At 73.7% G+C, this 22,133-nt stretch carries 20 protein-coding genes; 8 read left to right on the top strand and 12 right to left on the bottom strand.

Features of this window, described 5'->3' with window-relative positions; translation table 11 throughout:
- Positions 1 to 89 precede the first annotated feature (89 nt).
- The 3 genes from dapF to miaA all read right to left on the bottom strand — a co-directional run bounded on the left by dapF (position 90) and on the right by miaA (position 2,558).
- Entirely contained in the window at positions 90 to 962 is an 873-nt protein-coding gene (gene dapF / locus E2B92_RS17685; RefSeq protein ID WP_126888712.1) for a diaminopimelate epimerase, read from the bottom strand.
- An 82-nt stretch (positions 963 to 1,044) separates the two neighbouring features.
- A complete protein-coding gene (locus E2B92_RS17680) occupies positions 1,045 to 1,512 on the bottom strand; it encodes a hypothetical protein (protein ID WP_126888713.1) in 468 nt (155 codons plus the stop codon).
- 107 nt (positions 1,513 to 1,619) lie between these two features.
- Positions 1,620 to 2,558, bottom strand: coding sequence for a tRNA (adenosine(37)-N6)-dimethylallyltransferase MiaA (gene miaA, locus E2B92_RS17675; RefSeq protein WP_126888705.1), 939 nt, complete (start codon positions 2,556 to 2,558; stop codon positions 1,620 to 1,622).
- 182 nt (positions 2,559 to 2,740) lie between these two features.
- Here miaA and E2B92_RS17670 point away from each other — a divergent pair, with 182 nt between their 5' ends.
- Both E2B92_RS17670 and E2B92_RS17665 read left to right on the top strand, forming a co-directional pair.
- The gene (locus tag E2B92_RS17670) at positions 2,741 to 2,989 is read left to right on the top strand and encodes a hypothetical protein (RefSeq protein ID WP_126888706.1); all 249 of its coding nucleotides are present in this window, start codon (positions 2,741 to 2,743) and stop codon (positions 2,987 to 2,989) included.
- Positions 2,990 to 3,026: 37 nt separating this feature from the next.
- Positions 3,027 to 3,281 carry an antitoxin gene (locus E2B92_RS17665; RefSeq protein WP_126888707.1) on the top strand — a complete coding sequence of 85 codons (255 nt, stop codon included), beginning with the start codon at positions 3,027 to 3,029 and terminating at the stop codon, positions 3,279 to 3,281.
- A gap of 80 nt (positions 3,282 to 3,361) precedes the next feature.
- Here E2B92_RS17665 and E2B92_RS17660 read toward each other — a convergent pair whose 3' ends face one another.
- From E2B92_RS17660 to E2B92_RS17645, 3 genes are all read right to left on the bottom strand, one after another.
- A complete protein-coding gene (locus tag E2B92_RS17660) occupies positions 3,362 to 4,099 on the bottom strand; it encodes a class III extradiol dioxygenase subunit B-like domain-containing protein (RefSeq protein WP_126888708.1) in 738 nt (245 codons plus the stop codon).
- A gap of 109 nt (positions 4,100 to 4,208) precedes the next feature.
- Positions 4,209 to 5,735 carry a tRNA (N6-isopentenyl adenosine(37)-C2)-methylthiotransferase MiaB gene (miaB, locus tag E2B92_RS17655; RefSeq protein WP_126888709.1) on the bottom strand — a complete coding sequence of 509 codons (1,527 nt, stop codon included), beginning with the start codon at positions 5,733 to 5,735 and terminating at the stop codon, positions 4,209 to 4,211.
- Between the two features lie 119 nt (positions 5,736 to 5,854).
- Complete coding sequence (locus E2B92_RS17645) at positions 5,855 to 6,484, bottom strand: TetR/AcrR family transcriptional regulator (protein ID WP_126888710.1); 630 nt, start codon at positions 6,482 to 6,484, stop codon at positions 5,855 to 5,857.
- Positions 6,485 to 6,611: 127 nt separating this feature from the next.
- Between E2B92_RS17645 and E2B92_RS33445 the strand changes: the two genes are divergently transcribed.
- On the top strand, positions 6,612 to 9,473 hold the full coding sequence (locus E2B92_RS33445) for an amino acid permease (RefSeq protein WP_235023865.1): 2,862 nt from the start codon (positions 6,612 to 6,614) through the stop codon (positions 9,471 to 9,473).
- A 47-nt stretch (positions 9,474 to 9,520) separates the two neighbouring features.
- Here the strand turns inward: E2B92_RS33445 and E2B92_RS17630 are convergent, their stop codons facing one another.
- Entirely contained in the window at positions 9,521 to 10,891 is a 1,371-nt protein-coding gene (locus tag E2B92_RS17630) for a cytochrome P450 (RefSeq protein ID WP_133087595.1), read from the bottom strand.
- A gap of 157 nt (positions 10,892 to 11,048) precedes the next feature.
- On the opposite strand from E2B92_RS17630, the gene E2B92_RS17625 reads away from it, so the two are divergent.
- On the top strand, positions 11,049 to 11,774 hold the full coding sequence (locus E2B92_RS17625; protein ID WP_126883972.1) for a thioesterase II family protein: 726 nt from the start codon (positions 11,049 to 11,051) through the stop codon (positions 11,772 to 11,774).
- Here E2B92_RS17625 and E2B92_RS17620 read toward each other — a convergent pair.
- Complete coding sequence (locus E2B92_RS17620) at positions 11,746 to 13,107, bottom strand: class II 3-deoxy-7-phosphoheptulonate synthase (protein WP_126883973.1); 1,362 nt, start codon at positions 13,105 to 13,107, stop codon at positions 11,746 to 11,748. The genes E2B92_RS17625 and E2B92_RS17620 overlap by 29 nt on opposite strands.
- Before the next feature lie 179 nt (positions 13,108 to 13,286).
- On the opposite strand from E2B92_RS17620, the gene E2B92_RS17615 reads away from it, so the two are divergent.
- Positions 13,287 to 14,813 carry an anthranilate synthase component I family protein gene (locus E2B92_RS17615; RefSeq protein WP_126883974.1) on the top strand — a complete coding sequence of 509 codons (1,527 nt, stop codon included), beginning with the start codon at positions 13,287 to 13,289 and terminating at the stop codon, positions 14,811 to 14,813.
- On the top strand, positions 14,810 to 15,415 hold the full coding sequence (locus tag E2B92_RS17610; protein ID WP_126883975.1) for an anthranilate synthase component II: 606 nt from the start codon (positions 14,810 to 14,812) through the stop codon (positions 15,413 to 15,415). Before E2B92_RS17615 ends, E2B92_RS17610 begins: the two co-directional genes overlap by 4 nt.
- Here the strand turns inward: E2B92_RS17610 and pdxR are convergent.
- Positions 15,408 to 16,805 carry a MocR-like pyridoxine biosynthesis transcription factor PdxR gene (pdxR, locus tag E2B92_RS17605; RefSeq protein ID WP_126883976.1) on the bottom strand — a complete coding sequence of 466 codons (1,398 nt, stop codon included), beginning with the start codon at positions 16,803 to 16,805 and terminating at the stop codon, positions 15,408 to 15,410. The two genes, E2B92_RS17610 and pdxR, sit on opposite strands and share 8 nt — an antisense overlap.
- A 122-nt stretch (positions 16,806 to 16,927) precedes the next feature.
- On the opposite strand from pdxR, the gene trpD reads away from it, so the two are divergent.
- The gene (trpD, locus tag E2B92_RS17600; protein WP_399431048.1) at positions 16,928 to 18,007 is read left to right on the top strand and encodes an anthranilate phosphoribosyltransferase; all 1,080 of its coding nucleotides are present in this window, start codon (positions 16,928 to 16,930) and stop codon (positions 18,005 to 18,007) included.
- Between the two features lie 39 nt (positions 18,008 to 18,046).
- Here the strand turns inward: trpD and trpC are convergent, their stop codons facing one another.
- On the bottom strand, positions 18,047 to 18,847 hold the full coding sequence (gene trpC / locus E2B92_RS17595) for an indole-3-glycerol phosphate synthase TrpC (protein WP_126883977.1): 801 nt from the start codon (positions 18,845 to 18,847) through the stop codon (positions 18,047 to 18,049).
- A 177-nt stretch (positions 18,848 to 19,024) separates the two neighbouring features.
- Here trpC and E2B92_RS17590 point away from each other — a divergent pair, with 177 nt between their 5' ends.
- Positions 19,025 to 19,813, top strand: coding sequence for an FkbM family methyltransferase (locus E2B92_RS17590; protein WP_126883978.1), 789 nt, complete (start codon positions 19,025 to 19,027; stop codon positions 19,811 to 19,813).
- Between the two features lie 64 nt (positions 19,814 to 19,877).
- On the opposite strand, the gene E2B92_RS17585 is transcribed toward E2B92_RS17590, so the two are convergent.
- Entirely contained in the window at positions 19,878 to 20,843 is a 966-nt protein-coding gene (locus E2B92_RS17585) for a TauD/TfdA family dioxygenase (protein ID WP_126883979.1), read from the bottom strand.
- Between the two features lies 1 nt (position 20,844).
- Positions 20,845 to 22,128, bottom strand: a complete 1,284-nt coding sequence (locus tag E2B92_RS17580; RefSeq protein WP_126883980.1) for a cytochrome P450 — start codon at positions 22,126 to 22,128, stop codon at positions 20,845 to 20,847.
- Between the last annotated feature and the right edge of the window lie 5 nt (positions 22,129 to 22,133).

The raw sequence follows: 22,133 nt of genomic DNA, 5'->3' as shown, positions 1-22,133 counted from the left end.
CAAAGGTTCAGCTCGGGTCTCAGACGAGCATGCCGAACGAGCACACGGGACGAGCGCGGCGGGTGATCACCGCGAGCGGGCCGCGTGCCTCAGGCGCGGAGGGAGGCGAGCCACTCCGGGGCGATGCTGCCCTCGGCGACGATCACCGCGGGGCCGGTCATCTCGATCTCCCCGTCGGGGTGCTCGGTGATCACCAGCGTGCCGCCGAGGACGTCCACGGTGTACGTGACCGGGGTCCCCGTCGCGGCGGGGTCGGCGCCGTCGCGCCGGGCGGCCGCGACGGCCACCGCGCACGCGCCCGTGCCGCACGAGCGGGTCTCGGCGGCGCCGCGCTCGTGGACGCGCATGGCCACGTGGCGGGGGCCGCGGTCGGCGACGAACTCGATGTTGACGCCCTCGGGGTAGACGGCGGCCGGCTCGTACGGCGGCTCCGTGCGCAGGTCGCCCGCGTGGTCGAGGTCCTCGACGAAGGCCACCGCGTGCGGATTGCCCATGTTCACGTTCCTCGCGGGCCAGCTACGGGCGCCGACGGTGACCGTGACGCCGTCCTCGGGGAGCCGGGCGCGGCCCATGGAGACGGTGACATCACCGTTCTTGGCGAGGTGGACGCGCTTGACGCCGCCGCGGGTGGCGACCGCGACGTCCCCGGCGGTGACGTGCCCCGCGTGCTGGAGGTAGCGGGCGAAGACCCGGACGCCGTTGCCGCACATCTCGGCCACCGACCCGTCCGCGTTGCGGTAGTCCATGAACCACTCGGCCCCGCCGGCCATGTCGCGCGCCTCGGGGTGCGCGGCGGACCGGACCACGTGCAGCACCCCGTCGCCGCCGATGCCGGCGCGGCGGTCGCACAGACGGGCGACGACACCGGCGGGCAGGTCGATGGCGTTGTCCGGGTCGGGCACGATCACGAAGTCGTTCTCCGTGCCGTGGCCCTTGAGGAAGGCGATCGGCGCGCTGGTCACGGGTTCGGTGGTCACGGGATCAATCCTACGGGTGGGGTCCGGCAACGGGCCGGTCAGCCCGCCCGGCGGCCACCGGGACGCGTCAGCGCAGCCGGGCGACGCGCCAGACGGCGAGGACCACCGGGACGGCGACGCCGACCGCGTACAGGGCGATCACGCGCCAGTCGGGGCGCTCGCCGGAGCCCCGGGCGGGCAGGCCGGGCCATGTGTAGCCCACGCGGCGGGCGGCCATCATGCCCCAGCCGGCGGCGCAGCCGCAGAGCAGCAGGCCCAGCATGGCGAGGACCGCGCCGCCGTCGCCCGAGCCGAAGGCGAGGGGGAAGCCGAACATCAGCGAACCGATCACGGCGAGGCCCACGATGGGGGCGAGCTGCCAGATGCGCAGCTTGCGCTGCGGGCGCAGTTCGACCTCGACCTCGTCGGGGGTGATCTCCTGCGTCCCGTCCTCGTTGAGGTCGGGACCGTCCGGGCTCAGGCCCGGTGCGTTGCTGGCCACCTGGGGTTCGTCCGGTGCTTCCTGGTGTTCTCTGTCGCGAGGGCCGGCCTCCATCGCCACGCGCCCTCCCAACTAGGGTTCCACTGGTCGATCGATGCTCGATGATGGCACGGCCCCGACCGCTGGAATGACGGGCAGGGCGTCCCGATGCCATCACGTGATCAGGCTGTAACCGCTCGTTCGACCAACGCCAGCGCCTGATGCGGAAGTTCCGCGCGGTCGGCGGCGGCGCCGCTCATCCAGTGGACGCGCGGGTCGCGGCGGAACCAGGAGTCCTGGCGGCGCGCGAAGCGCTTGGTGGCGCGTACCGTCTCGGCGCGCGCCTCCTCCTCGGTGCACTCCCCCGCGAGCGCGGCCAGGACCTGCTGGTAGCCGAGCGCGCGGGAGGCGGTGCGGCCCTCGCGCAGGCCGCGGGCCTCCAGGGCGCGCACCTCGTCGACGAGCCCGGCCTCCCACATCCGGTCCACGCGCGCGGTGATCCGGTCGTCGAGCTCCGGGCGGGCGACGTCGACGCCGATCTGGACGGTGTCGTACACCGAGTCGTGGCCGGGGAGGTTCGCGGTGAAGGGCCGGCCGGTGATCTCGATGACCTCGAGGGCCCGCACGATGCGGCGGCCGTTGCTGGGCAGGATGGCGCGCGCGGCCTCGGGGTCGGCTGCGGCGAGGCGGGCGTGCAGGGCGCCGGAGCCGCGCTCGTCCAGCTCGGCCTCGAGGCGGGCGCGCACGGCGGGGTCGGTGCCGGGGAACTCCAGGGCGTCGATGGCCCCGCGTACGTACAGCCCGGAGCCGCCGACGAGGACGGGCGTGCGGCCGGCGGCGAGGAGCCGGTCGATCTCCGCACGGGCCAGGCGCTGGTACTCGGCGACGCTGGCCGCCTCCGTGACGTCCCAGATGTCGAGGAGGTGGTGGGGGATGCCACCGCGCTCCTCGGGCGTCAGTTTGGCGGTGCCGATGTCCATCCCCCGGTAGAGCTGCATGGAGTCGGCGTTGACGACTTCTCCGCCCAGCTCCTGGGCGAGGTGGACGCCCAGATCGGACTTTCCGGCCGCGGTGGGGCCGACGACGGCGATGACCCGCGGGGCGGGGGTTGCACTTCTCACCGTCCCAGTCTCGCAAACCTTCAGGGCCGTCCCCGAACGAGTTACGTGACGGCACGACATCGGCGTCGTTGCCTGTTGCGAGGTTCCGACCGCCGGTTTACGGACCGGCCGCTCGGAGCGACGCAATGGGACGCTCCGGACGAGGCGGAATTTCGCCCACACGAGTACGCTTTGGAGTTGATATGGGCGTGTTTTCACGGTTTCGCAGGAAAAAGTCCGAGGAGTCTTCGGAGGAGGCGGCGGCGGCGACCGTCGTCGCGGAGGCCGGTGCGGAGAGCGCGGAGCCGGAGGCGTCGGACACCGCCGAGGCGACGGGGCAGCCGGACGAGGCCGCGGCCACCGAGGGCGCCGCCGAGGGCGTGGAGATTCCCAAGCAGCAGTCGGCCGAGGAGGCGGCGGACAACGAGGCCGGAGAGAGCGCCCGTAAGTAACATCACTTACGACGGTTACTCCGAGGGAAGGTGCCCCATGGGCTTCCTGGATTCGTTGAAGGCCAAGCTCGCCCCCGCCAAGGAGAAGGTGTCCGGCCTCGCGCAGCAGCACGAGGGCAAGATCGACCACGGTCTGGACAAGGCCGCGAAGATGGTCGACCGGAGGACCAAGGGCAAGTACAGCGACAAGATCGAATCGGGTACGGGGAAGGCCAAGGACGCTTTGGGCCGGATCGCCCACAAGGACGAGGGCGGTACGCCGCCGACGCCGCCGACGCCGCCGGCCCCCTGACCCCGTTACCGCCGGCCACGGCACCCGGACGGACGGCCGTGGAGCACCACCCGTGCTCCACGGCCGTCCGCCTGCCGGGGTCAGGACCAGGCGGCGACGAAGTAGGCGACGCCGTACGGGGCGTCCTCGTGGAGCAGGCGGCCCTCCAGGCCGGCGCCCTCGGCGGCGCCCGCGAGGACCTGCCAGGGCGCCCGTCCGGCCGCCTTCAGCTCGTACGCCAGGCCCTCGTCCAGGGCCGCGAGGGCGCCGGTGTCGGCGGAGCCGAGCGCCCGGGCGGCCCGCTCGTCGAAGGCGGCGGCGCGGTCGTCGAAGTAGCCCGGCGCCTTGACACTGCGGCACGCGCTGCCGTCACCCAGCACCAGCAGGGCGACCCGCCCGGCCCGTGCGGCGAGCTCCCGGCCGGCCTCGGCGCACCGCGCGGGCGCGAGCCGCTCGCCCACGGCGAGCCCCTCCACGGGGGCGTCCGCCCAGGTGGCGCGCCCCAGGAGCCAGGCGCCCACGGCGAGCGAGGGCGGCAGCGGCCGGTCGCCACCGGCACCCGCACCCGCACCCGCACCCGCACCCGCACCCGCACCGAGCCGTACCCGGACGTCGACCCCGAAGCCCCGGAAGTCGCCGACCGAGCCGGCCGGGTACCGCTCGAGGCCCTCGCCCGCCTCCGGCCCGATCACGACGAGCCGGTCCGGGCGCGAGGCGGCGAGCACGGCGAGCGCGTCCGAGCACGCCGTACGGGCGCTGTCGAGCTCGGGCGCGGCCCCGGCGGCGACGTCGGGCACGAGGAGCGGCGGGCAGGGGCAGACGGCGGCGGCGACAAGCATGATCCGCAGCGTAGCCGCTGCCCCGCTGCTCCCACGTGCCGACGCCGGCCGTGGGAGCCGGGCGACGGGCCGTGCGGGCCCGGCCCGGGTGGGACTGTCCGGCGCCGGGTCAGCCGACCGTGCAGCCGCCCGTGACCGGCGGGAGAGGCTCGGGGGCGCCGATCCGGGGCAGGCCGAGCATGACGCCGGCGGGCTTGGCGGCCGCGGCGGTGGTGCGCTTCTGCCAGGCGTCGCCCGCGCGGGTGCGGCGGACGTGGGCCGTGGGGCCCTCCGCCAGGAGGTGGTGCGGGGCCGCGTAGGTGATCTCGACGGTCACCACGTCGCCGGGGCGCACCTCCTGCTCCGGCTTGGTGAAGTGGACCAGGCGGTTGTCGGGCGCGCGGCCGGAGAGGCGGTGGGTGGCGCCGTCCTTGCGGCCCTCGCCCTCCGCGACCATGACCTCCAGGGTGCGGCCGACCTGCTTCTTGTTCTCCTCCCAGGAGATCTCCTCCTGGAGGGCGACCAGGCGCTCGTAACGGGCCTGCACGACCTCCTTGGGGATCTGCCCGTCCATGGTCGCCGCCGGGGTGCCGGGGCGCTTGGAGTACTGGAAGGTGAACGCCTGCGCGAAGCGGGCCTCGCGCACCACGTGCATGGTCTGCTCGAAGTCCTCCTCCGTCTCACCGGGGAAGCCCACGATGATGTCGGTGGAGATCGCGGCGTGCGGGATGGCCTCCCGGACCTTGCCGATGATGCCGAGGAAGCGGTCCTGGCGGTACGAGCGGCGCATCGCCTTCAGGACGGTGTCCGAGCCGGACTGGAGCGGCATGTGGAGCTGCGGCATGACGTTGGGCGTCTCGGCCATGGCGGCGATCACGTCGTCCGTGAAGTCGCGCGGGTGCGGGGAGGTGAAGCGGACCCGCTCCAGGCCCTCGATGGAGCCGCAGGCGCGCAGCAGCTTGCTGAAGGCCTCGCGGTCGCCGATGTCGGAGCCGTACGCGTTGACGTTCTGGCCGAGCAGGGTGATCTCGGAGACGCCCTCGGCGACCAGGGCCTCGATCTCGGCGAGGATGTCGCCGGGACGGCGGTCCTTCTCCTTGCCGCGCAGCGCGGGGACGATGCAGAAGGTGCAGGTGTTGTTGCAGCCGACGGAGATGGACACCCACGCGGCGTAGGCGGACTCGCGCCGGGTCGGCAGCGTGGAGGGGAACGCCTCCAGCGACTCGGCGATCTCGACCTGGGCCTCCTCTTGGATGCGGGCGCGCTCCAGGAGCACCGGCAGCTTGCCGATGTTGTGCGTGCCGAAGACGACGTCGACCCACGGCGCCTTCTTCACGATCGTGTCGCGGTCCTTCTGGGCGAGGCAGCCGCCGACGGCGATCTGCATGCCGGGCCGCTGGGTCTTCCTCGGGGCGAGCCGGCCGAGGTTGCCGTACAGCTTGTTGTCGGCGTTCTCGCGGACCGCGCAGGTGTTGAAGACCACGACGTCGGCGTCGCCGTCGGAACCCTCGGGGGCGCGGACGTAGCCGGCTTCCTCCAACAGGCCGGAGAGGCGCTCGGAGTCATGAACGTTCATCTGGCACCCATAGGTGCGGATTTCGTAGCTCTTGGGTCCCTGAACGTCCACTGCGAGGCTCCGGTCGCTGCTGCTGGTCATTGTTCAAGGGTAAGCGGTCGCGGGAGGCCCTCCGCCGGCCCGGGCGCCCCGCCGCGGGCGGGCGGCGCCGGAGGTGCGCCGCACGGGCCGCCGGCTCCGTCCGGCGCGCCGGGGCGGGTTCACGCCACGGTGGCGGCGAGGCCGTCGAGGAGGAGGGCGAGGCCCGTCTCGAAGCCGCGGTCGTCGAGGCCGGCCAGGCCCGAGGGGTCGTCGCCGGCACCTTCGAGGGCGCCGGCGAGGGACGGGTACGCGGGGCGGTAGCCGTCCGGGGCGCGGGTGAAGCCGGCGGTGAAGGTCTCCAGGGCGGAGCCGAGGACCAGATAGTCGAGTGCGGCGGCGACCTCGGCCGCCCTGGCGGGGGTGCAGCCGATCCGGACGAGGGCGGCGATCAGCCTGTCGTAGCCGCGCAGGGCCTTGTCCGCCTCCACCCGGCGCCGGGCCACCAGGGCGATCATGTGCGGGTGGCGGAGGTAGACGCGGCGGTAGCCGCGGGCGTACGCGGCGATGCCCTCGCGCCAGTCGGGGTCGTCGAGCGGGGCGAGGTCGATCTCCTCGTTGATCCGCTCCAGTGCGGCGTCGAGCAGATCGTCCTTGGACGCCACATGGTGGTAGAGGGACGCCCCGCGCACTCCGAGGCGCTGGGCGAGGGCCCGCATGGTCAGGGCCTGGGGGCCCAGTTCCTCGAGCAGCTCCAGGGCGGTGCGCGCGATGCTCTCGCGGCTCAGCAGCGGCTGGCTCGGTCGGCCCATCGCGGTGTTCCCCCTCGGTTCCGCCGACAGGTTACCGGGCGGGAGGGGTTCACATTCGGCCAATGGCGCGTTAAGTTCCCCGCACCCCGATACCTAACAACGTTAGATTTAGCTGCACGAGGTGACCATGAAGCCCACGCCCTCCCCGCCCAGGACGCATGACGCCGACGCCGACGCCGCCCGCCTGGGCGACCTCGGCTACCGGCAGGAGCTGCGCCGCAGCCTCGGCATCCTGGGGAACATCTCCATGGGCTTCGCCGTGGTGTCGCCCGTCGTCGCCCTGTACGCGGTGGCCATGGTGGGCACGACCGTCGCGGGCCCCGCCTGGATCTGGGCGCTGCCGGTGGTGCTGCTCGGCCAGTGCCTGGTCGTGAACGTCTACTCCGAGCTGGCGTCCCAGTGGCCGCTCGCGGGCGGCCCGTACCAGTGGAGCCGCCGCCTGATGGGGCCCGCCTTCGGGTGGATGGGCGGCTGGGTGTGGCAGTTCGCCGTGATGTTCGGCAACACCACCGTGGCCTACCTCGCCGCCCCCTGGGTGTTCGCGCTCTTCGGGATCACGCCCACGCCCGGGGCGATGGTGGCGGTCGCCGTCGGCATCCTGCTGGGCTGCATGCTCATCAACGCGTACGGGATCAGGGTCCTGAGCCTCATCGTGTCGCTGGGCATCGGCGCCGAGGCGGTGGCCTCCGTCCTGGTCGGCTTCTCGCTGCTGCTGTTCTTCCGCGAGCACGACTTCGTCCTGTTCACGGACACCATGGGCGCCGAGGCCCTGTCCGGCGGCTCCACCGTGCTCGCCTTCCTGGCGGCCGTCGCCGTGGCGGGCTGGGCCTTCATCGGGTTCGACGCCTGCGTCTCCACCTCCGAGGAGACCAGGGACGCGGGCCGGCAGGTGCCCCGCGCCATGTGGTGGGCGCTGCTCAGCGTCGGCGCGGTCGTGATCCTCAACGCCATGGCCGTCGCCCTGTCCCACCCCGCCCCCGAGAAGGTCGTCCTCGGCGAGGACATCGACCCGGTGACCACGGCGGTGGTGCACTCCTTCGGCTCCTGGTCCGACAAGCCGTTCGTGGCCGTCGTCCTGGTCGGCTTCCTCGCCTGCGCCATGGCCTCGCAGGGCGGCGCGGCGCGCGGGCTGTACTCGCTGGCCCGCGACGGGGTCTTCCCCTTCTCCCGGCAGGTGCGGAAGGTCAACAGGCGCCAGGCGCCGATCGGCGGTCTGGTCGCGTCCACCCTGGTCAGCGGTACGGCGCTGCTGCTCGGTCTCGACGCGACGGCCATCGGCAGCCTGATCGCCTTCGGTACGGCGGCGACCTTCCTGCCGTTCTTCCTCACCTCGCTGGCCGCCCTGGTCGCCCGCCTGCGCGGCACGTGGGTGCCGGCCGGGCACATCCGGCAGGGGCGCAAGGGCACCGTCCTGAACGCACTTGCCGTGCTGTGGACCGCCTTCGAGGTGGTCAACGTCTGCTGGCCGCGCACCATCCTCGCCCCGCCGGGCGCGCCCTGGTACCAGGTGTGGGCCGGGCTCATCGGCACCGCGGTGATCATCCTCGCCGGGCTGGTCTACCTGGTGGTCCGCCGCCCGCAGGACAAGATCCGCGACGTCCGGTGCGGCGGCCGCCGCACCGGACGTCGCCGCACCCGCCGACGCGGACGGGGGCGCGGACGGGGGCCCGTCCGCCGCTCCGGGCGCCGGTGGGTCCACCGCGCCGGCGGCCGACGCCTCCTGACGGCTCCCCCGCCCGCCCCGCCCCGCTCCTCCCCTCCACCCGGGTGGCCGTCCCCCGTCCCGGGCGCACCTCCGCACGTCCCGCAGCCCCGTCACGTACCGCCGAGGAGAGACGACATGAGCCTGCCCCGCACGCCCCGTACGTCCCGCGTACCGCACCTGAGCAGAAGGGCCTTCGGCGGCGCCGCGCTGACGGCCGCCGCGGCCGCCCTGCTGGTCCCCGGCCGCGCCGTCGGCGCCATGAGCAAGGAGGTCACCACCGTGTTCCACGCCCCGGCGGAGTGGGAGGCGCACTCCGGCTGTGTGATGGCCTGGCCCTGGGACCCGGCCGTCGGCTGGGGCGGGCTGCTGCGCGACGTCCAGGACGAGATCGCCGGCATCGCCCGGCAGATCGCCCGCTTCGAGTCCGTGCTCATGGTCGCCGAGCCGGGCCGCGGCGCGGAGGCCCGCGCCCGGTGCGGCAGTACGGTCACCGTGATCGAGCACCCGGTCAACGACTGCTGGACGCGCGACACGGGCCCGGTATTCGCCGTCGACGCGGGCAGGACCCGGAAGGTCGGGCTGGACTTCCGGTTCAACGGCTGGGGTGAGAAGTACCCGTACGACAAGGACGACTTCCTGCCCGTCGGGGTCTGCGACCACCTGGGCGTGGAGCGGCGGCCCGTCGACATGGTCCTGGAGGGCGGGGCGGTCGTCACGGACGGGCAGGGCACCCTCATCACCACCGAGGAGTGCCTGCTCCACCCCAACCGCAACCCTTCCATGACCCGGGCTCAGATCGAGGCCGCGCTGCTGAGCGCGTACGGGGCGAGCAAGGTCGTCTGGCTGCCGTACGGGCTGCACAACGACGACATCACCAACGGGCACGTCGACCTCGTCGCCGCGTACCTCGGCCCGGCCAAGGTCCTCCTCCACACCCAGCCCGACCCCTCCAGCCCCAACCACGCCCGGATGGCGGCCAACCGGGCGGTGCTGCGCGACGCCACGGACGCGCGCGGACGCCGGTTCGAGATCGTGGAGCTGCACCACCAGCCGCACTACCGGCACAACGGGCTGCTGGTGGAGACGTTCAGCTACACCAACTACTACGAGACGGGCGGCAGCGTCGTCGTGCCGCTGTCCGGTGAACCGGCCGACTCCCTGGCCCTGGCCCAGTTCCGCACCCTGTTCCCCACCCGCGAGGTCGTGGGCGCCCCGGCGCGCACCCTCGGGTGGGGCGGCGGCGGGGTGCACTGCGTGACGCAGCACGTCCCCCGGACGCTGTAGCGGGACCGCCTCGCCCCGCCGTCACGGCAGGGCGCCCGTCCCCCGCGTCACGGCGCGGCCCGGAGCGTGGCGATCAGGGGCGCCGACGGCTGGAGCAACAGGCCGACCCGGGGCGTCACCCCGGCGGCCGGCAGGTCCAGGCGGAAGCGCTGCGCCAGGGTGGCCAGCAGCAGGACGGCCTCCACCTGGGCGAAGCGGGCGCCGAGGCAGGTGCGCTGGCCGCCGCCGAAGGGGTACCAGGCGTGGTCCGGCACGGCGTCGGGGCTGTCGGCGTCCCAGCGTTCGGGCCGGAAGGCGCGGGGCTCGGGGAACCAGCGCGGGTCGCGGTGGGTGGTCCACTGGCTGCACCAGACGATGGTGCGGGCGGGGATGCGCCGGCCGGCGAGGGTGGCCCCTTCGCGGGCGACCCCGGCGAGGAGCCAGGCGGGCGGGTAGAGCCGCAGGCTCTCCTTGACGATCTGCTGGGTCCAGGTGAGCCGTTCGTAGTCGTCGATGGCCGGCGGGCGGCCGCCGAGCACGCGGTCGAGTTCGGCCTCGAACCGGTCCCGGACCGCCGGGTGCGCCGACAGCAGGTACCACATCCAGGTCAGGGCGGTCGACGTCGTCTCGTGGCCGGCCGCCCACAGGGTGACCGCCTCGTCGCGCACCTCGCGGGGCGACAGCGGCCGGCCGTCCTCGTCGCGGGCCGCGAGGAGCCGGCTCAGCAGGTCGTCGCGGTCCTCGGCCGTCCCGGCGGCGCCGGCCGCGTCCCGCAGCCGCGCCCGGATGAGCCGGTGCACCTCGCCGTCGATGGTCGCCACGGCGGCCCGCAGCCGCTGCCGCGCCGGGGTGGTGACCCAGCCGGGCATGAACAGGCTCATGCTCCGCAGCTCGGCGCCGATCACGTGCTCGGCCACGTTCATCGCCCCGGCCAGCGCCCGGGTCGCGTCGCCCAGGTCGTTGCCGAACAGGCAGCGCAGCACGACCCGCTGGGTGATCAGCGCCATCTCGCGCTGGACGTCGATCCGCTCGCCCTCCCGCCACCGGCCGGCCGCGGACCGGGCGCAGTCGACCATGGTGGCCGCGTAGGCCCTCACCTGGCGCGGCCGGACCGTCGGCTGCACCAGTGAGCGCTTGCGGCGCCAGTCGTCGCCCTTGCTCATGATCACGCTCTGGCCGACGACCCGCTTGAACGCCCAGCCGATCTCCAGGATCTCGTACGCGTGCTCACGGGCGGTCAGCATCTCGGCGATGTGCTGGGGGTGGGACAGGAACAGGCCCCGCCGAGGCCCCAGCGACCAGCGCACGGCGTCCCCGTACTCGTCCCGCAGCCTGGTCAGGAACGCCAGCGGGTCCCTGCCGAACTCCGGCAGGTTGCCCAGCACGGGCAGGCCACGGGGGCCGGGTACGGGGGTCAGGGGGACGCTGCACGTGGTCACGGGGGCTCCAGCGGTCGGGCTCGCGCGTCGGCGGTACGCGGCGGTCGACACCCCTAACGCGGCGGGCCGGGCCGAGGTGGCGGCGTCAGCGGCGTGTCAGTCCCGGTCAGGATCGTGGAGGCGACATGCACACGACGCGGGGCCTTGGGGGCAGAAGATGTGGACACAGTGCGTCGAGCCACGGCCGTTCGCGGACCGGCGGCTGGTCTGTTTTCCCCACGCCGGCGGTTCGCCCTACTTCTTCCGGGGCTGGGGCAAGGCGCTGACGGGGTTCGAGGTGCACGCGGTGTGCTATCCGGGCCGGGCCGAGCGCATCGCCGAGCCGCCCGCCACCGAGCTGGCCACGATGGCCGGTGACATAGCGGCGGCGCTGCGCCCCTGGATGGACGACCGGCCCACGGTGTTCTTCGGCCACAGCATGGGCGCGATCGTCGCATACGAGGTGGTGGGGGCGCTGGAGGACGAGGGGGTCCGGGTGGAGCACTTCGTGGCCTCGGGCGCCCGGGCGCCGCAGTTGCTGCGGCCGGACCCCGACGTGGCCACCACCTGGGACGACGAGTCGATCGCCAGGACGCTGGTGGAACTGGGCGGCACGGACGCCGAACTGCTGCGCAACCCGGCCTTCGTGGAGCTGGTCATGCCCTACATCGGCGCCGACTTCCGGATGCTCGCCTCCTACGGCCCGGGCCGGAGCGCGCCGCTGCGGTGTCCCGTCACGGCGCTCGTCGGGGACCGCGATCCGCGGGTCCCGGCCGCCGACGCAGCCGCCTGGCGGGACCGGACGCGGGGCGCCTTCCGGTTCCGGACGCTCCCCGGCGACCACTTCTACCTGGCCGGGGAGCCGCCCTTCGCGGTCATCGACGGGGAGCCGGCCGGGAGCTGAGGACGCCGGGGCGGTCGCGGTACATCTCGGCGAGCAGGAACGCCAGGTCCAGCGACTGGGTGTGGTTCAGGCGCGGGTCGCAGGCCGTCTCGTAGCGGTGGTGCAGGTTCTCGGGCAGCACCGCGTTGCCGCCGCCGACGCACTCGGTGACGTCGTCGCCGGTGAGTTCGACGTGCACGCCGCCCGGGTGGGTGCCCAGCTCGCGGTGGACCTCCACGAAGCCGCGCACCTCGTCGAGGATCGTGTCGAAGCTGCGGGTCTTGTGGCCGCTGGGCGCGGTGATGGTGTTGCCGTGCATCGGGTCGCTGACCCAGCACACCAGGGCGCCCTCGGCGGTGACCTTCTCGATGAGGTCGGGCAGCACGTCACGGACGCGGTCGGCTCCGGCCCGGACCACGAACGTCAGCCGGCCGGGTTCGCGCCGGGGGTCGAGCCGGTCGATGAGGCCGAGCACCGTGTCGGGCGTGGTGGTCGGGCCGAGCTTGACGGCGATGGGGTTGTGGACGCGGGAGAAGTACGCGACGTGGGCGCCGTCGAGGTCGCGGGTCCGTTCGCCGATCCAGAGCAGGTGGCCGCTGGTGGCGTAGGTGCGGTCGGTGTCCGGTTCGGCGCGGGTGAGGGCCGACTCGTAGTCGAGCAGGAGGCCCTCGTGGCCGACGAAGAACTCGGCCGTGTCCAGTTCGCCGGTGTCCACGCCGCACGCCTGCATGAAGGCGAGGCTGCGGTCGATCTCGTCCGCGAGCTGCTCGTAGCGCTCACCGGCCAGCGAGTCCGCGACGAAGCCCTGGTTCCAGGCATGGACCTGGCGCAGGTCGGCGAAGCCGCCGGTGGTCAGGGCCCGGACGAGGTTGAGGGTCATGGCGGAGCTCTCGTACATCCGCCGCATGCGCCAGGGGTCCGGGCGCCGGGCCCCGGCCGTGAACTCCAGCCCGTTGACCGCGTCGCCGCGGTAGGAGGGCAGTTCGGTGCCGTCCCGCCGCTCGACGGGTGAGGAACGGGGCTTGGCGTACTGCCCGGCCATCCGGCCGATCTTGACGACCGGCAGGGCGGTGGCGTGCGTGAGCACCACGGCCATCTGGAGCAGGGTCTGGAGCTTGCCGCGGATCGCGTCGGCGGTGACCCGCTCGAAGGTCTCGGCGCAGTCCCCGCCCTGGAGGAGGACCGCCTCGCCCCGGGCGACCGCCGCCATGCGGCGGCGCAGCAGGTCGCACTCGGCGGCGAAGACCAGCGGGGGCGCGGCGGCCAGCCACCGCGTCACGGCGCCCAGTTCCGCCTCGTCCGGCCACTGCGGTTGCTGGGCCGCGGGGAAATCCCGCCAGGATGGTGAATTCATCGTCCTCGGTTCCCTTCGCTCTTGCCTGTGGCCGGTGGAAACACGGATCAGCTCAGTGCACCGGGCGCACCGGGTCAAGCAATTGGCCAAGTGGTCCGCATGAACGGCAATTGATTGGTCTGGCACGGCCGCCGCGCGCGCTGTTTTGCTGATCGCATTGCTGTCGACGGGAGTTCACCATGCGGAAAGCGGAAAGGATCGCGGTGCGGGTCACCGCGACGCGATTGCCCGGGCACGACTGCCTCGATGTGTACGAGCGGCTGCGTGCCGTCCACGGGGAGGAGGGCGTGTTCCTCTTCGAGAGCGCGGACGGCGCCGAGCCCGACCGCCGGTGGGCGGCCGTCGGGTTCGGGCGCCTGGCGGAGATCCGGGTGTTCGCGGGGTACGCCGAGATCGACGGCGCCCCCCGTGTGGTGGACGCCCTCGTGGCGGCCGCCACGGAGGCGGGCCTGCGGGACGGGGCCGCGGCGCCGGAGGGGGCGGCGCACCATCTGGAGCTGCCCGGCGACGGCGACGCGGTGTGGGAGCTGCTGGCCCGGGCGCAGGGGCTGTTCGACGTCGCCACGGACGTGCCGGACACGTCGTACGCCTTCGGGTTCCTGACCTCGTTCGCGTACGAGTCGGTCTGGCACATGGAGACGCTGCCCGCCCGGACCAAGGCGCCGAACGGGCCCGACATCACGCTCACGCTCTTCCGGGACACCGTCTGGTACGACCTGACGACCGGTGAGGTGCGGCTGCTGCGGGCGGAGAGCGCCGCGTTCCCGCGGCGGGCGCCGGGCACCGCCGACGCCGTCGCGGTGATGGCCGGCGAGGCCGCGCGGGAGCGGGCCGGCGGGCGTCCGGCCGCCGTGCCGGAGGCGCCCGTCCCGCTGTCGGTGCGCGACAGCGTCAGCCGTGAGACGTTCCTGGAGTGGGCCGGGGTGTGCCTGGAGCACATCCGGGTCGGTGACATCTACCAGATCCAGATCGGCCACCGCATCGACGTGACGACGACGCTGACGCCCGTCGACGTCTACCGGCGGCTGCGCGCCCGCAACCCCTCCCCGTACATGTACCTGATGCCCCGGGCGGGCAGCACGCTGATCGGTGCCAGCCCGGAGCTGTTCTTCCGGATCGAGGGCGACGAGATCGTGATGCGCCCGATCGCCGGGACGGCGCGGCGCGGCGCGGACGAGGAGGAGAACCAGCGGCGCGTGAAGGAGATGCGGGAGAGCACCAAGGAGCAGGCCGAGCACATCATGCTCGTCGACCTGTGCCGCAACGACATCGGCCGGGTCAGCCGGCCCAGCACCCAGCCGGTGGACCGGCTGATGGCGGTGGAGAGCTACTCGCACGTCTTTCACCTGGTCTCGACGGTGTCCGGACGGCTGGAGGAGGGCGTCGACACCTGGCGGGCGGTGCGCGCGACCTTCCCGGCCGGGACGATGACCGGCGCGCCGAAGGTGCGGGCCATGGAGATCATCGACGGTCTGGAGCGCGAGCGGCGCGGCGCTTACGCGGGGGCGGTCGGGCTGGCCGACGTGCGTGGGTGGAGCGAGTTCGCGCTGTGCATCCGGACGGTCGAGTACGACGGGACGACGTACTCCACGCAGAGCTCGGCGGGCATGGTGGCCCAGTCGGAGCCGGAGGCGGAGTGGCGGGAGACGCTGGCGAAGATGGGGGCCGCCCACTGGGCGCTGACCGGTGAGGAGCTGCTGCCGTGAGCGGGCCGAGGGTGCTGCTGATCGACGCGTACGACAGTTTCGTCCACATCATCGACCAGTACCTGCGCACGCTGGGCGCCCGGACGGAGGTGGTGCGGTCGCTGACCCGTCCCCCCGGGGAGCTGGTCGCCTCGAGGCCGGACGCGGTGGTCCTGGGCCCGGGTCCCGGTCACCCCGCCGAGTCGGGCCACGTGGAGCTGGTGCACGCGTTCGCCGGGCGGGTGCCGCTGCTGGGGGTGTGCCTGGGGCACCAGGCGATCGCGCTGGCCCACGGCGGGCGGGTCGAGGTGGCCGATCAGGTGATGCACGGGCGGACGAGCACGGTGCGGCACGACGGGGCGGGGGTGTTCGCGGGGCTGGGCCACACGCTGGAGGCCACCCGGTACCACTCGCTGGTGGTCGCCGAGCCGCTGCCGGACGAGCTGGTGACCACGGCCGTCGCCGTGGACCACGGCTATGTGATGGGCCTGCGGCACCGCACGCTGCCCGTCGAGGGCGTGCAGTTCCACCCCGAGAGCATCATGACGACCGGGGGGCTGACGATGATGGAGAACTTCCTGGCGACCGCCCGGGGTACGCGGGCGGGGGCGGCGCTCACCTGAGGCGGCGGGCCTCGCCGATCGCCCGTACCGCCTCCGCCACGCCCGAGCGCGGCAGGTGCGCGTGGCCCACCACCAGGGCGGGCGCGTCCCACCGGGGGCGGACGTGGTAGGCCGCGCCGCCGCGCACCACCACCGAGCGGCGCAGCGCGGCCGCCACGAGCGCCGCCTCGTCGGTGCCGCGCGGCAGCCCGACGTAGGCGTGCAGGCCCGCCGCGCGGCCGATGACGCGGGCGCCCGGCAGGTACCGGCGGACCGCCTCCTCGAGGGTGTCGCGGCGGTCCCGGCAGTGGGCGTTGAGGCGCCGCAGGTGGCGGTCGAACAGTCCGCTGCGCAGCAGTTCGGCGAAGGCGAGCTGGGTGAGGCTCTCGGTGCCCAGGTCGTGGCGGGCGCGGGTGCGCAGGAGTTGGGCGAGCAGGTCCGGTGGCGCGGCGAGCCAGCCCAGGCGCAGCCCGGGGGCGAGCGACTTGCTGGCCGTGCCCGCGTAGACGACGTGGTCGGGGGCGAGGCGCTGGAGGGCGAGGGGGCGCGGGCCGCGCTCGTACCACAGGCCCCCGTCGTAGTCGTCCTCGATGATCAGGCCGCCGGTGTCGCGTGCCCAGCGCACCAGCGCCTCCCGGCGGCGTGCGGAGAGGACGGCGCCGGTGGGGAACTGGTGCGCGGGCGTGACGAGAACGGCGCTCACCCCGGTGCCGGCGAGCGCCTCGACGTCGATGCCCTCCTCGTCGACCGGGACGGGGACGGGGCGCACCCCGCTCTCCTGGACGAACTGCCGCTGTCCGGGGTGGCCCGGGTCCTCGATGCCGAGGGCGCCGGTGCCGTCCTGGCGCAGTACGGCGCAGAGCAGGCCGAGCGCCTGGGCGAACCCCGCGACGACCATGACCTGGTCGGCGGTCGCGCGCACCCCGCGCACCCGGCCGAGGTACCGGGCGAGTTCGGCGCGCAGGCCGGGCTCGCCGGCGAGCGGCGGGTAGTCGTGGTCGGCGGGGGCGGCCGACTGGAGGACGCGCTGGTAGCAGCCGAGCCACTCGCGGCGCGGGAAGGCGGGCAGGTTGCGGCCTCCGGTGCGCAGGTCCCAGCGGACGGCGGGCACGTGGCCGCCCTCGTCCAGCAGGGTGGGGACGACGGGCGGTGCGGCGTCGATGTGGGTGACGACCCGGGTGCCGGCGCCCTGGGTGGCCTCCAGGTAGCCCTCGGCGACGAGCTGGCCGTACGCCTCGACGACGACGCTGCGCGAGACGTCCAGGTCGTGGGCGAGTCGTCGGCTGGAGGGCAGGCGGGTGCCGGGATGGAGAATTCCTTCGGAAATCTCTCTCTTGATGAAGCTCTGGATCTGGGCGGTCAGGGATGTCTCGGAATCCCTGACGACCTCGACCGCCATGTGCAGGGCCATGGGGGCCCTCCCCCCTTCGGATTGGTCCGTATATCTCGGCGGGCAGTGGTCTGGTGGGTGCTCGTCGTCATTCGGAGACTGGACGGAGACATTTCCTCAGGTGCCGTCCAAGGAGAATTCCCGTGACCGCCGAACCGCAGGTTTCCCCCAACTGGCCGGAATTGCTGAACACGCTGCTGGAGCGCCGGAGTCTGACCGCCGACGACACCGACTGGGCGATGGACGAGGTGATGTCGGGCACCGCCGGGCCGGTCCGGCTGGCGGGGCTGCTGGTGGCGCTGCGCGCCAAGGGCGAGACGGTCGAGGAGATCGAGGGCCTGGTACGGGCCATGGGGCGGCACGCGGTGCCGCTGGAGGTGCCCGGGCCGACGGTGGACATCGTCGGGACCGGCGGGGACGGTTCGAACAGCGTCAACATCTCCACCATGTCGGCCGTCGTGGCGGCCGGGGCCGGGGCGCGGGTGGTGAAGCACGGCAACCGGTCGGCGTCGTCCGCGTGCGGTTCGGCCGATGTGCTGGAGGAGCTGGGGGTGGCGCTGCGGCTGCCGCCGGCCGATGTGGCGGAGGTCGCGGAGGAGACGGGCATCACGTTCTGCTTCGCGCCGGCGTTCCACCCGGCGATGCGGCACGCGGCCGGGCCGCGCCGGGAGCTGGGTGTGCGCACGGTGTTCAACGCGCTGGGGCCGCTGGTCAACCCGGCGTGCCCGACGGCCCTGGCGCTGGGTGTGGCGGACGCGCGGCTGGCACCGCTGCTGGCGGGCGTGCTGGCGCGGCGGGGGGTGTCGGCGCTGGTGTTCCGGGGCGACGACGGGATGGACGAGCTGACGGTCACCACGACCTCCACGGTCTGGTCGGTGAGCGGTTCGGCGGTGCGGGCCGAGGTGTTCGACCCGCGCGACCTGGGCATGGCGCTCGCGCGTCCGGAGGACCTGCGGGGCGGGGACCCGGCGCACAACGCCCGGGTGGCGCGGGAGGTGTTCGCCGGGGCGTCCGGCCCGGTGCGGGACGCGGTCCTGCTGTCCGCCGCGGCGGGGCTCGCGGCGCTGGAGCCGTCGGGCGGGCGGGGCTCCGTCACCGAGCGGCTGGCTTCCGGTGTGGCGCGGGCCGCCGAGTCCATCGACTCGGGCTCGGCGGCCGCGGTCCTGGAGCGGTGGGCCGCCGTCACGACGAAACGGTCGGAGGCGGTGGCGGTGGCGGTGTGAGGGCTGGAGGGGGCCGGGGGGCCTGCGTGGCCCCCGGGCTCACCTCACCGGGGCACGGCGGGTGGCCGAGAGGAAGGAGGCGAGCGTGGCGCGGGGGACGGGGCCCGTGACGAGGGCCTCGCCGACCAGGACCGCGTCGGCGCCGGCGCTCGCGTACCCGGCGACGTCGACCGGGCCGCGCACCCCCGACTCGGCGACCTTGACCACACCGTCCGGGAGGTGCGGCGCCACGCGGGCGAACGTCCCGCGGTCCACGTCCAGGGTCCGCAGGTCCCGGGCGTTGACGCCGATCACCCGGGCCCCGGCGGCGACCGCCCGCTCCGCCTCCGCCTCGTCGTGCGCCTCCACCAGCGGCGTCAGGCCGATCTCCGTGGCCTGCGCCACCAGGTCGGCCAGCAGGGGCTGGTCCAGCGCGGCCACGATCAGCAGCGCCAGGTCGGCGCCGTGTGCCCGCGCCTCCCAGAGCTGGTAGGCGCCGACGGTGAAGTCCTTGCGCAGCACCGGGACGGGAACCCGTGCCCGTACGGCGTCCAGGTCGGCCAGCGAGCCGCCGAACCGGCGCTGTTCCGTCAGCACGCTGATCACGGCGGCGCCCCCGGCGGCGTACTCGGCGGCGAGGGCGGCCGGGTCGGCGATCTCGGCGAGCGCGCCCCTGGAGGGGCTGGCCCGCTTCACCTCGGCGATGACCGACGGCCCCTCCCCCGTGCGCAGCAGGGCGGCACAGTCCACCGGCGGCCCGGCGGCGGCCGCCCGCTCGCGCAGCGCCGCCTCGGGCACCTCCTTCATGCGCACCGCCAGATCGGCACGCACCCCTTCGACGATCTCGTCGAGAACGCTCATCTGTGCCTCCGGCAGGTTGGTGGAAAATCGACACTAGGGAGGCGCGAGGGAGGCAACCACCTCCTTAAGCATTCGGCGAAAGTCCCTGGTGGCGGGGGCGACGGAGCGTCAGCACCCCGTCAGCACGCTGCGGCACGCTGGAACCGCCGTACGTCCGCGACCAGTCAGGAGAGCGCCATGGGGATCGATCCGAGCCGGATCGCCGGCGTCAACGCCCACGAGACCGCGTTCCTCTACGAGGAGATCTTCGTCCGCCGCGCCTACCTCCCGGACGGGGTGACCCTGCCGCCGGACGCCGTGGTCTTCGACGTGGGGGCGAACATCGGGCTCTACTCGCTGTTCGTGCGCACGGTGTGCCCGGACGCACGCATCCACGCCTTCGAGCCGCTGCCTCCGGTCTTCGAGAAGCTGGAGCGGAACATGGCCGCGTACGGCGTGCCGGCGAAGCTCTTCCGGTGCGCGCTGTCCGACACTGACGGGGAGGCGGACTTCACTTTCTACCCCGGCTACACGACGATGTCGGCCCGCTCGTCGCACGCGGAGACCGAGGCGGACCGGGAGTTCATCAAGCGCCAGGTGCTCGACAAGCCGGCCGCGGCGGAGCTGGGCGAGGACGTGGAGCTGCTGGACGAGATGCTGGCGTACCAGTTCCGGGAGGTGCCGTACGTGTGCCCGACGCGGCGGCTGTCGGACGTGATCGCCGAAGAGGGCCTGGACCGCGTCGACATGCTGAAGGTGGACGTGCAGCGGGCCGAGGCGGAGGTGCTGCGCGGGGTGGACGAGGCGCACTGGCCGCTGATCGGGCGGATCGCCCTGGAGGTGCACGACGAGCCGGGCACGGCCACCGAGGGCCGGCTGGACGTGCTCTGCGCGGAGCTGCGCGACCGGGGGTTCACCGTCGCCCCGCTCGGCGACGACGGCCTGGTGGAGTCGGGCCGCCACTCGGTCTTCGCGTCGCGGTCGTAGCGGCGGCGGAACGGCGAAGGCCCGGTCGCGGTGACCGGGCCTCCGTACGTACGCCTCGCGCGGGTCACGTCATCGAGACGACGACCTTGCGCGGTCCCGTGTACGCCTCCCGGCCGTGCAGCACCGACATATTGGCGACGATCATGATGTCGCCGGGGCGCCAGGGCTCGACGAGCCTGTTGCGCCGCGCGGCCGCGCGCACCTCGGCGAGGTCCTCCTCCGGGATGGGCGTGCCGTCGCCGTAGGTCACCCAGTGGGGCAGGTCGTCGACGTCGTCGATCAGGGACAGCAGCGTCCGCCCCTCGTCGCCCGGCAGGTTCGACGGGTGCCACTGGTCGGCCTGGTTGAACCAGACGTCCCGGCCGGTGAGCGGGTTGGCGCGGACGCCCGGGCGGTGCTGGCTGACGCGCAGCCCGCCCTCGGCGGTCCACCGGTACTCCGCCTCGGAGGCCGCCAGGAACTCCTCGACCACACCGCGGTCGTCGGTCTCGAAGGTGTCCTGCCACGACTTGCCGAGGCCGAGCCCGCCGTGCAGGTGCTGGCGGTAGACGACGCCCGACGCGAAGCGCGCACGGACCGCCGGGTCCAGGTCGGCCAGGAGGGCGTGGCCGTCGCAGACCGGGGTGGCCCCGCCCGTCTCCGGCGCGACCAGGCAGCAGAAGAACAGCCGGCTGGGCCAGCGGTGGGCGTAGGACAGCTCGTTGTGGAGCGAGATGTCGAAGCGCGCCGGGTACTCGGTGGAGGTGAACACGCCGTCGGAGACCGCCATGCGCGGGGTGTTGCCGCCGCGGTAGCTGTCGATGAGCGGGTCGCCGAAGGCGGTGACGGCCCGGTGGAACTCGTCGGCGTCCGCCACGCCCGGTCCGCGGAGCATCACCGCGCCGCACTCGGCCAGCAGTTCCTCCACCCGGTGGCGCACCTCGCCCAGTCGGCCGGCGTCCCAGGACTCGACGCCGCCCTCGATGTGCAGGACGGCCAGGGTGGTGCCGCCCGTGGTCCGCCTCTCCTCCCGTATGTCCGTGTCCCGCATGTCAGCCCGCCTTCCCCGCCGCGGCGTCCGCGGCCGGTTCGGCGGTGAGGCCGACCGGCAGTCCGCTGTAGCCGTGGACGAAGTTGGAGTAGAGGCGCTGCGGCGGGCCCTGGAGCCGGATGCCGGACACCATGGTGCGCAGCGCGTCGACCATGGCGTTCACGTGCACGCGGCCGAGGAAGGCACCGAGGCAGAAGTGCGGTCCGTGCCCGAACGCCACGTGCTTGTTGGGCGTGCGGCCGATGTCGAAGCGGTACGGGTCGGCGAAGACGTCCTCGTCGAAGTTGGCCGAGCTGTTCCACAGGGTGACCACGTCCCCGGCGCGGACGACCTGGTCGCGTACGGGTACGTCGACGAGGGCGCGGCGCCCGAAGTGCATGGCGGGGGTGGTCCAGCGCAGCACCTCCTCGGTGGCGCTGTCGACGGAGACCTCGCCGTCCTTCAGCCTGCGCCACTCCTCGGGGTTCTCGGAGAACGCGATGAGGCCGCCGATGGAGGACATGCGGCTGGACTCGTCACCGCCGAGGATGAGGCTGTAGCAGTTGAAGACGATCTCCTCCTCCGACAGCGGCTCGCCGTCGACGGTGGCGGTGGCGAGGGCGCTGATGACGTCGTCCCCGGGGTTGCGGCGGCGTTCGGCGGCCAGTTCGGAGAAGTAGAGCAGGATCTCGTTACGGGCCATCACCTCGTCGAGCATGCTGTCCTCGGAGCTGTGCCGGGACAGGGTCTGGGTGTTCCACTCGACGAGCCGTTCGCGGTCGGCCGCGGGGACGTCCATCAGGTCGCCGATGGTGTTGATCGGGATGTGGTCGGCGACGTCGGTGACGAAGTCGAGTTCGCCGCGTTCCAGGGCCTCGGCGACGAGTTCCCGGGTGCGGCGGTGGACGCCGGCGACGACGGGTTCCAGGACGCGGGGCGAGAAGGACTTGAGCATCAGGTTGCGGATCTCGCGGTGCCGCGGGCCGTCGGTGACGGCGAGCATCTTGCGGGAGGCGGAGTCGCCGCCCTGGAGCAGGGTGGCGAGGACGTTGCCCTGCTCGGAGGTGAACCGCTTGTTGTCCCGGTAGATGGTGACGACGTCGGCGTAGGTGGAGACCGCCCAGAAGCCGGGCACCGGGGTGTCGGTGGCGTGCCAGTGGACCGGGCTCTCGGACCGGAAGCGGCGCCACAGGGCGTGCGGGTCGACGTCGAGGAACGTCTGCGGGTCGGTGAGGTCGTACGCGCCGAGCGGGAGTGGCGGCGTGGTGCCGGTCGCGTCCGCGGGCGCGGGCTGCTGCGTGGTCATGGTCG

This window comes from Streptomyces sp. WAC05374 (genome assembly GCF_004353505.1).
Lineage (GTDB): Bacteria > Actinomycetota > Actinomycetes > Streptomycetales > Streptomycetaceae > Streptomyces.
Note: the sequence above shows the minus strand (reverse complement) of the source record. Positions and strands in the feature narration are given on the sequence as shown.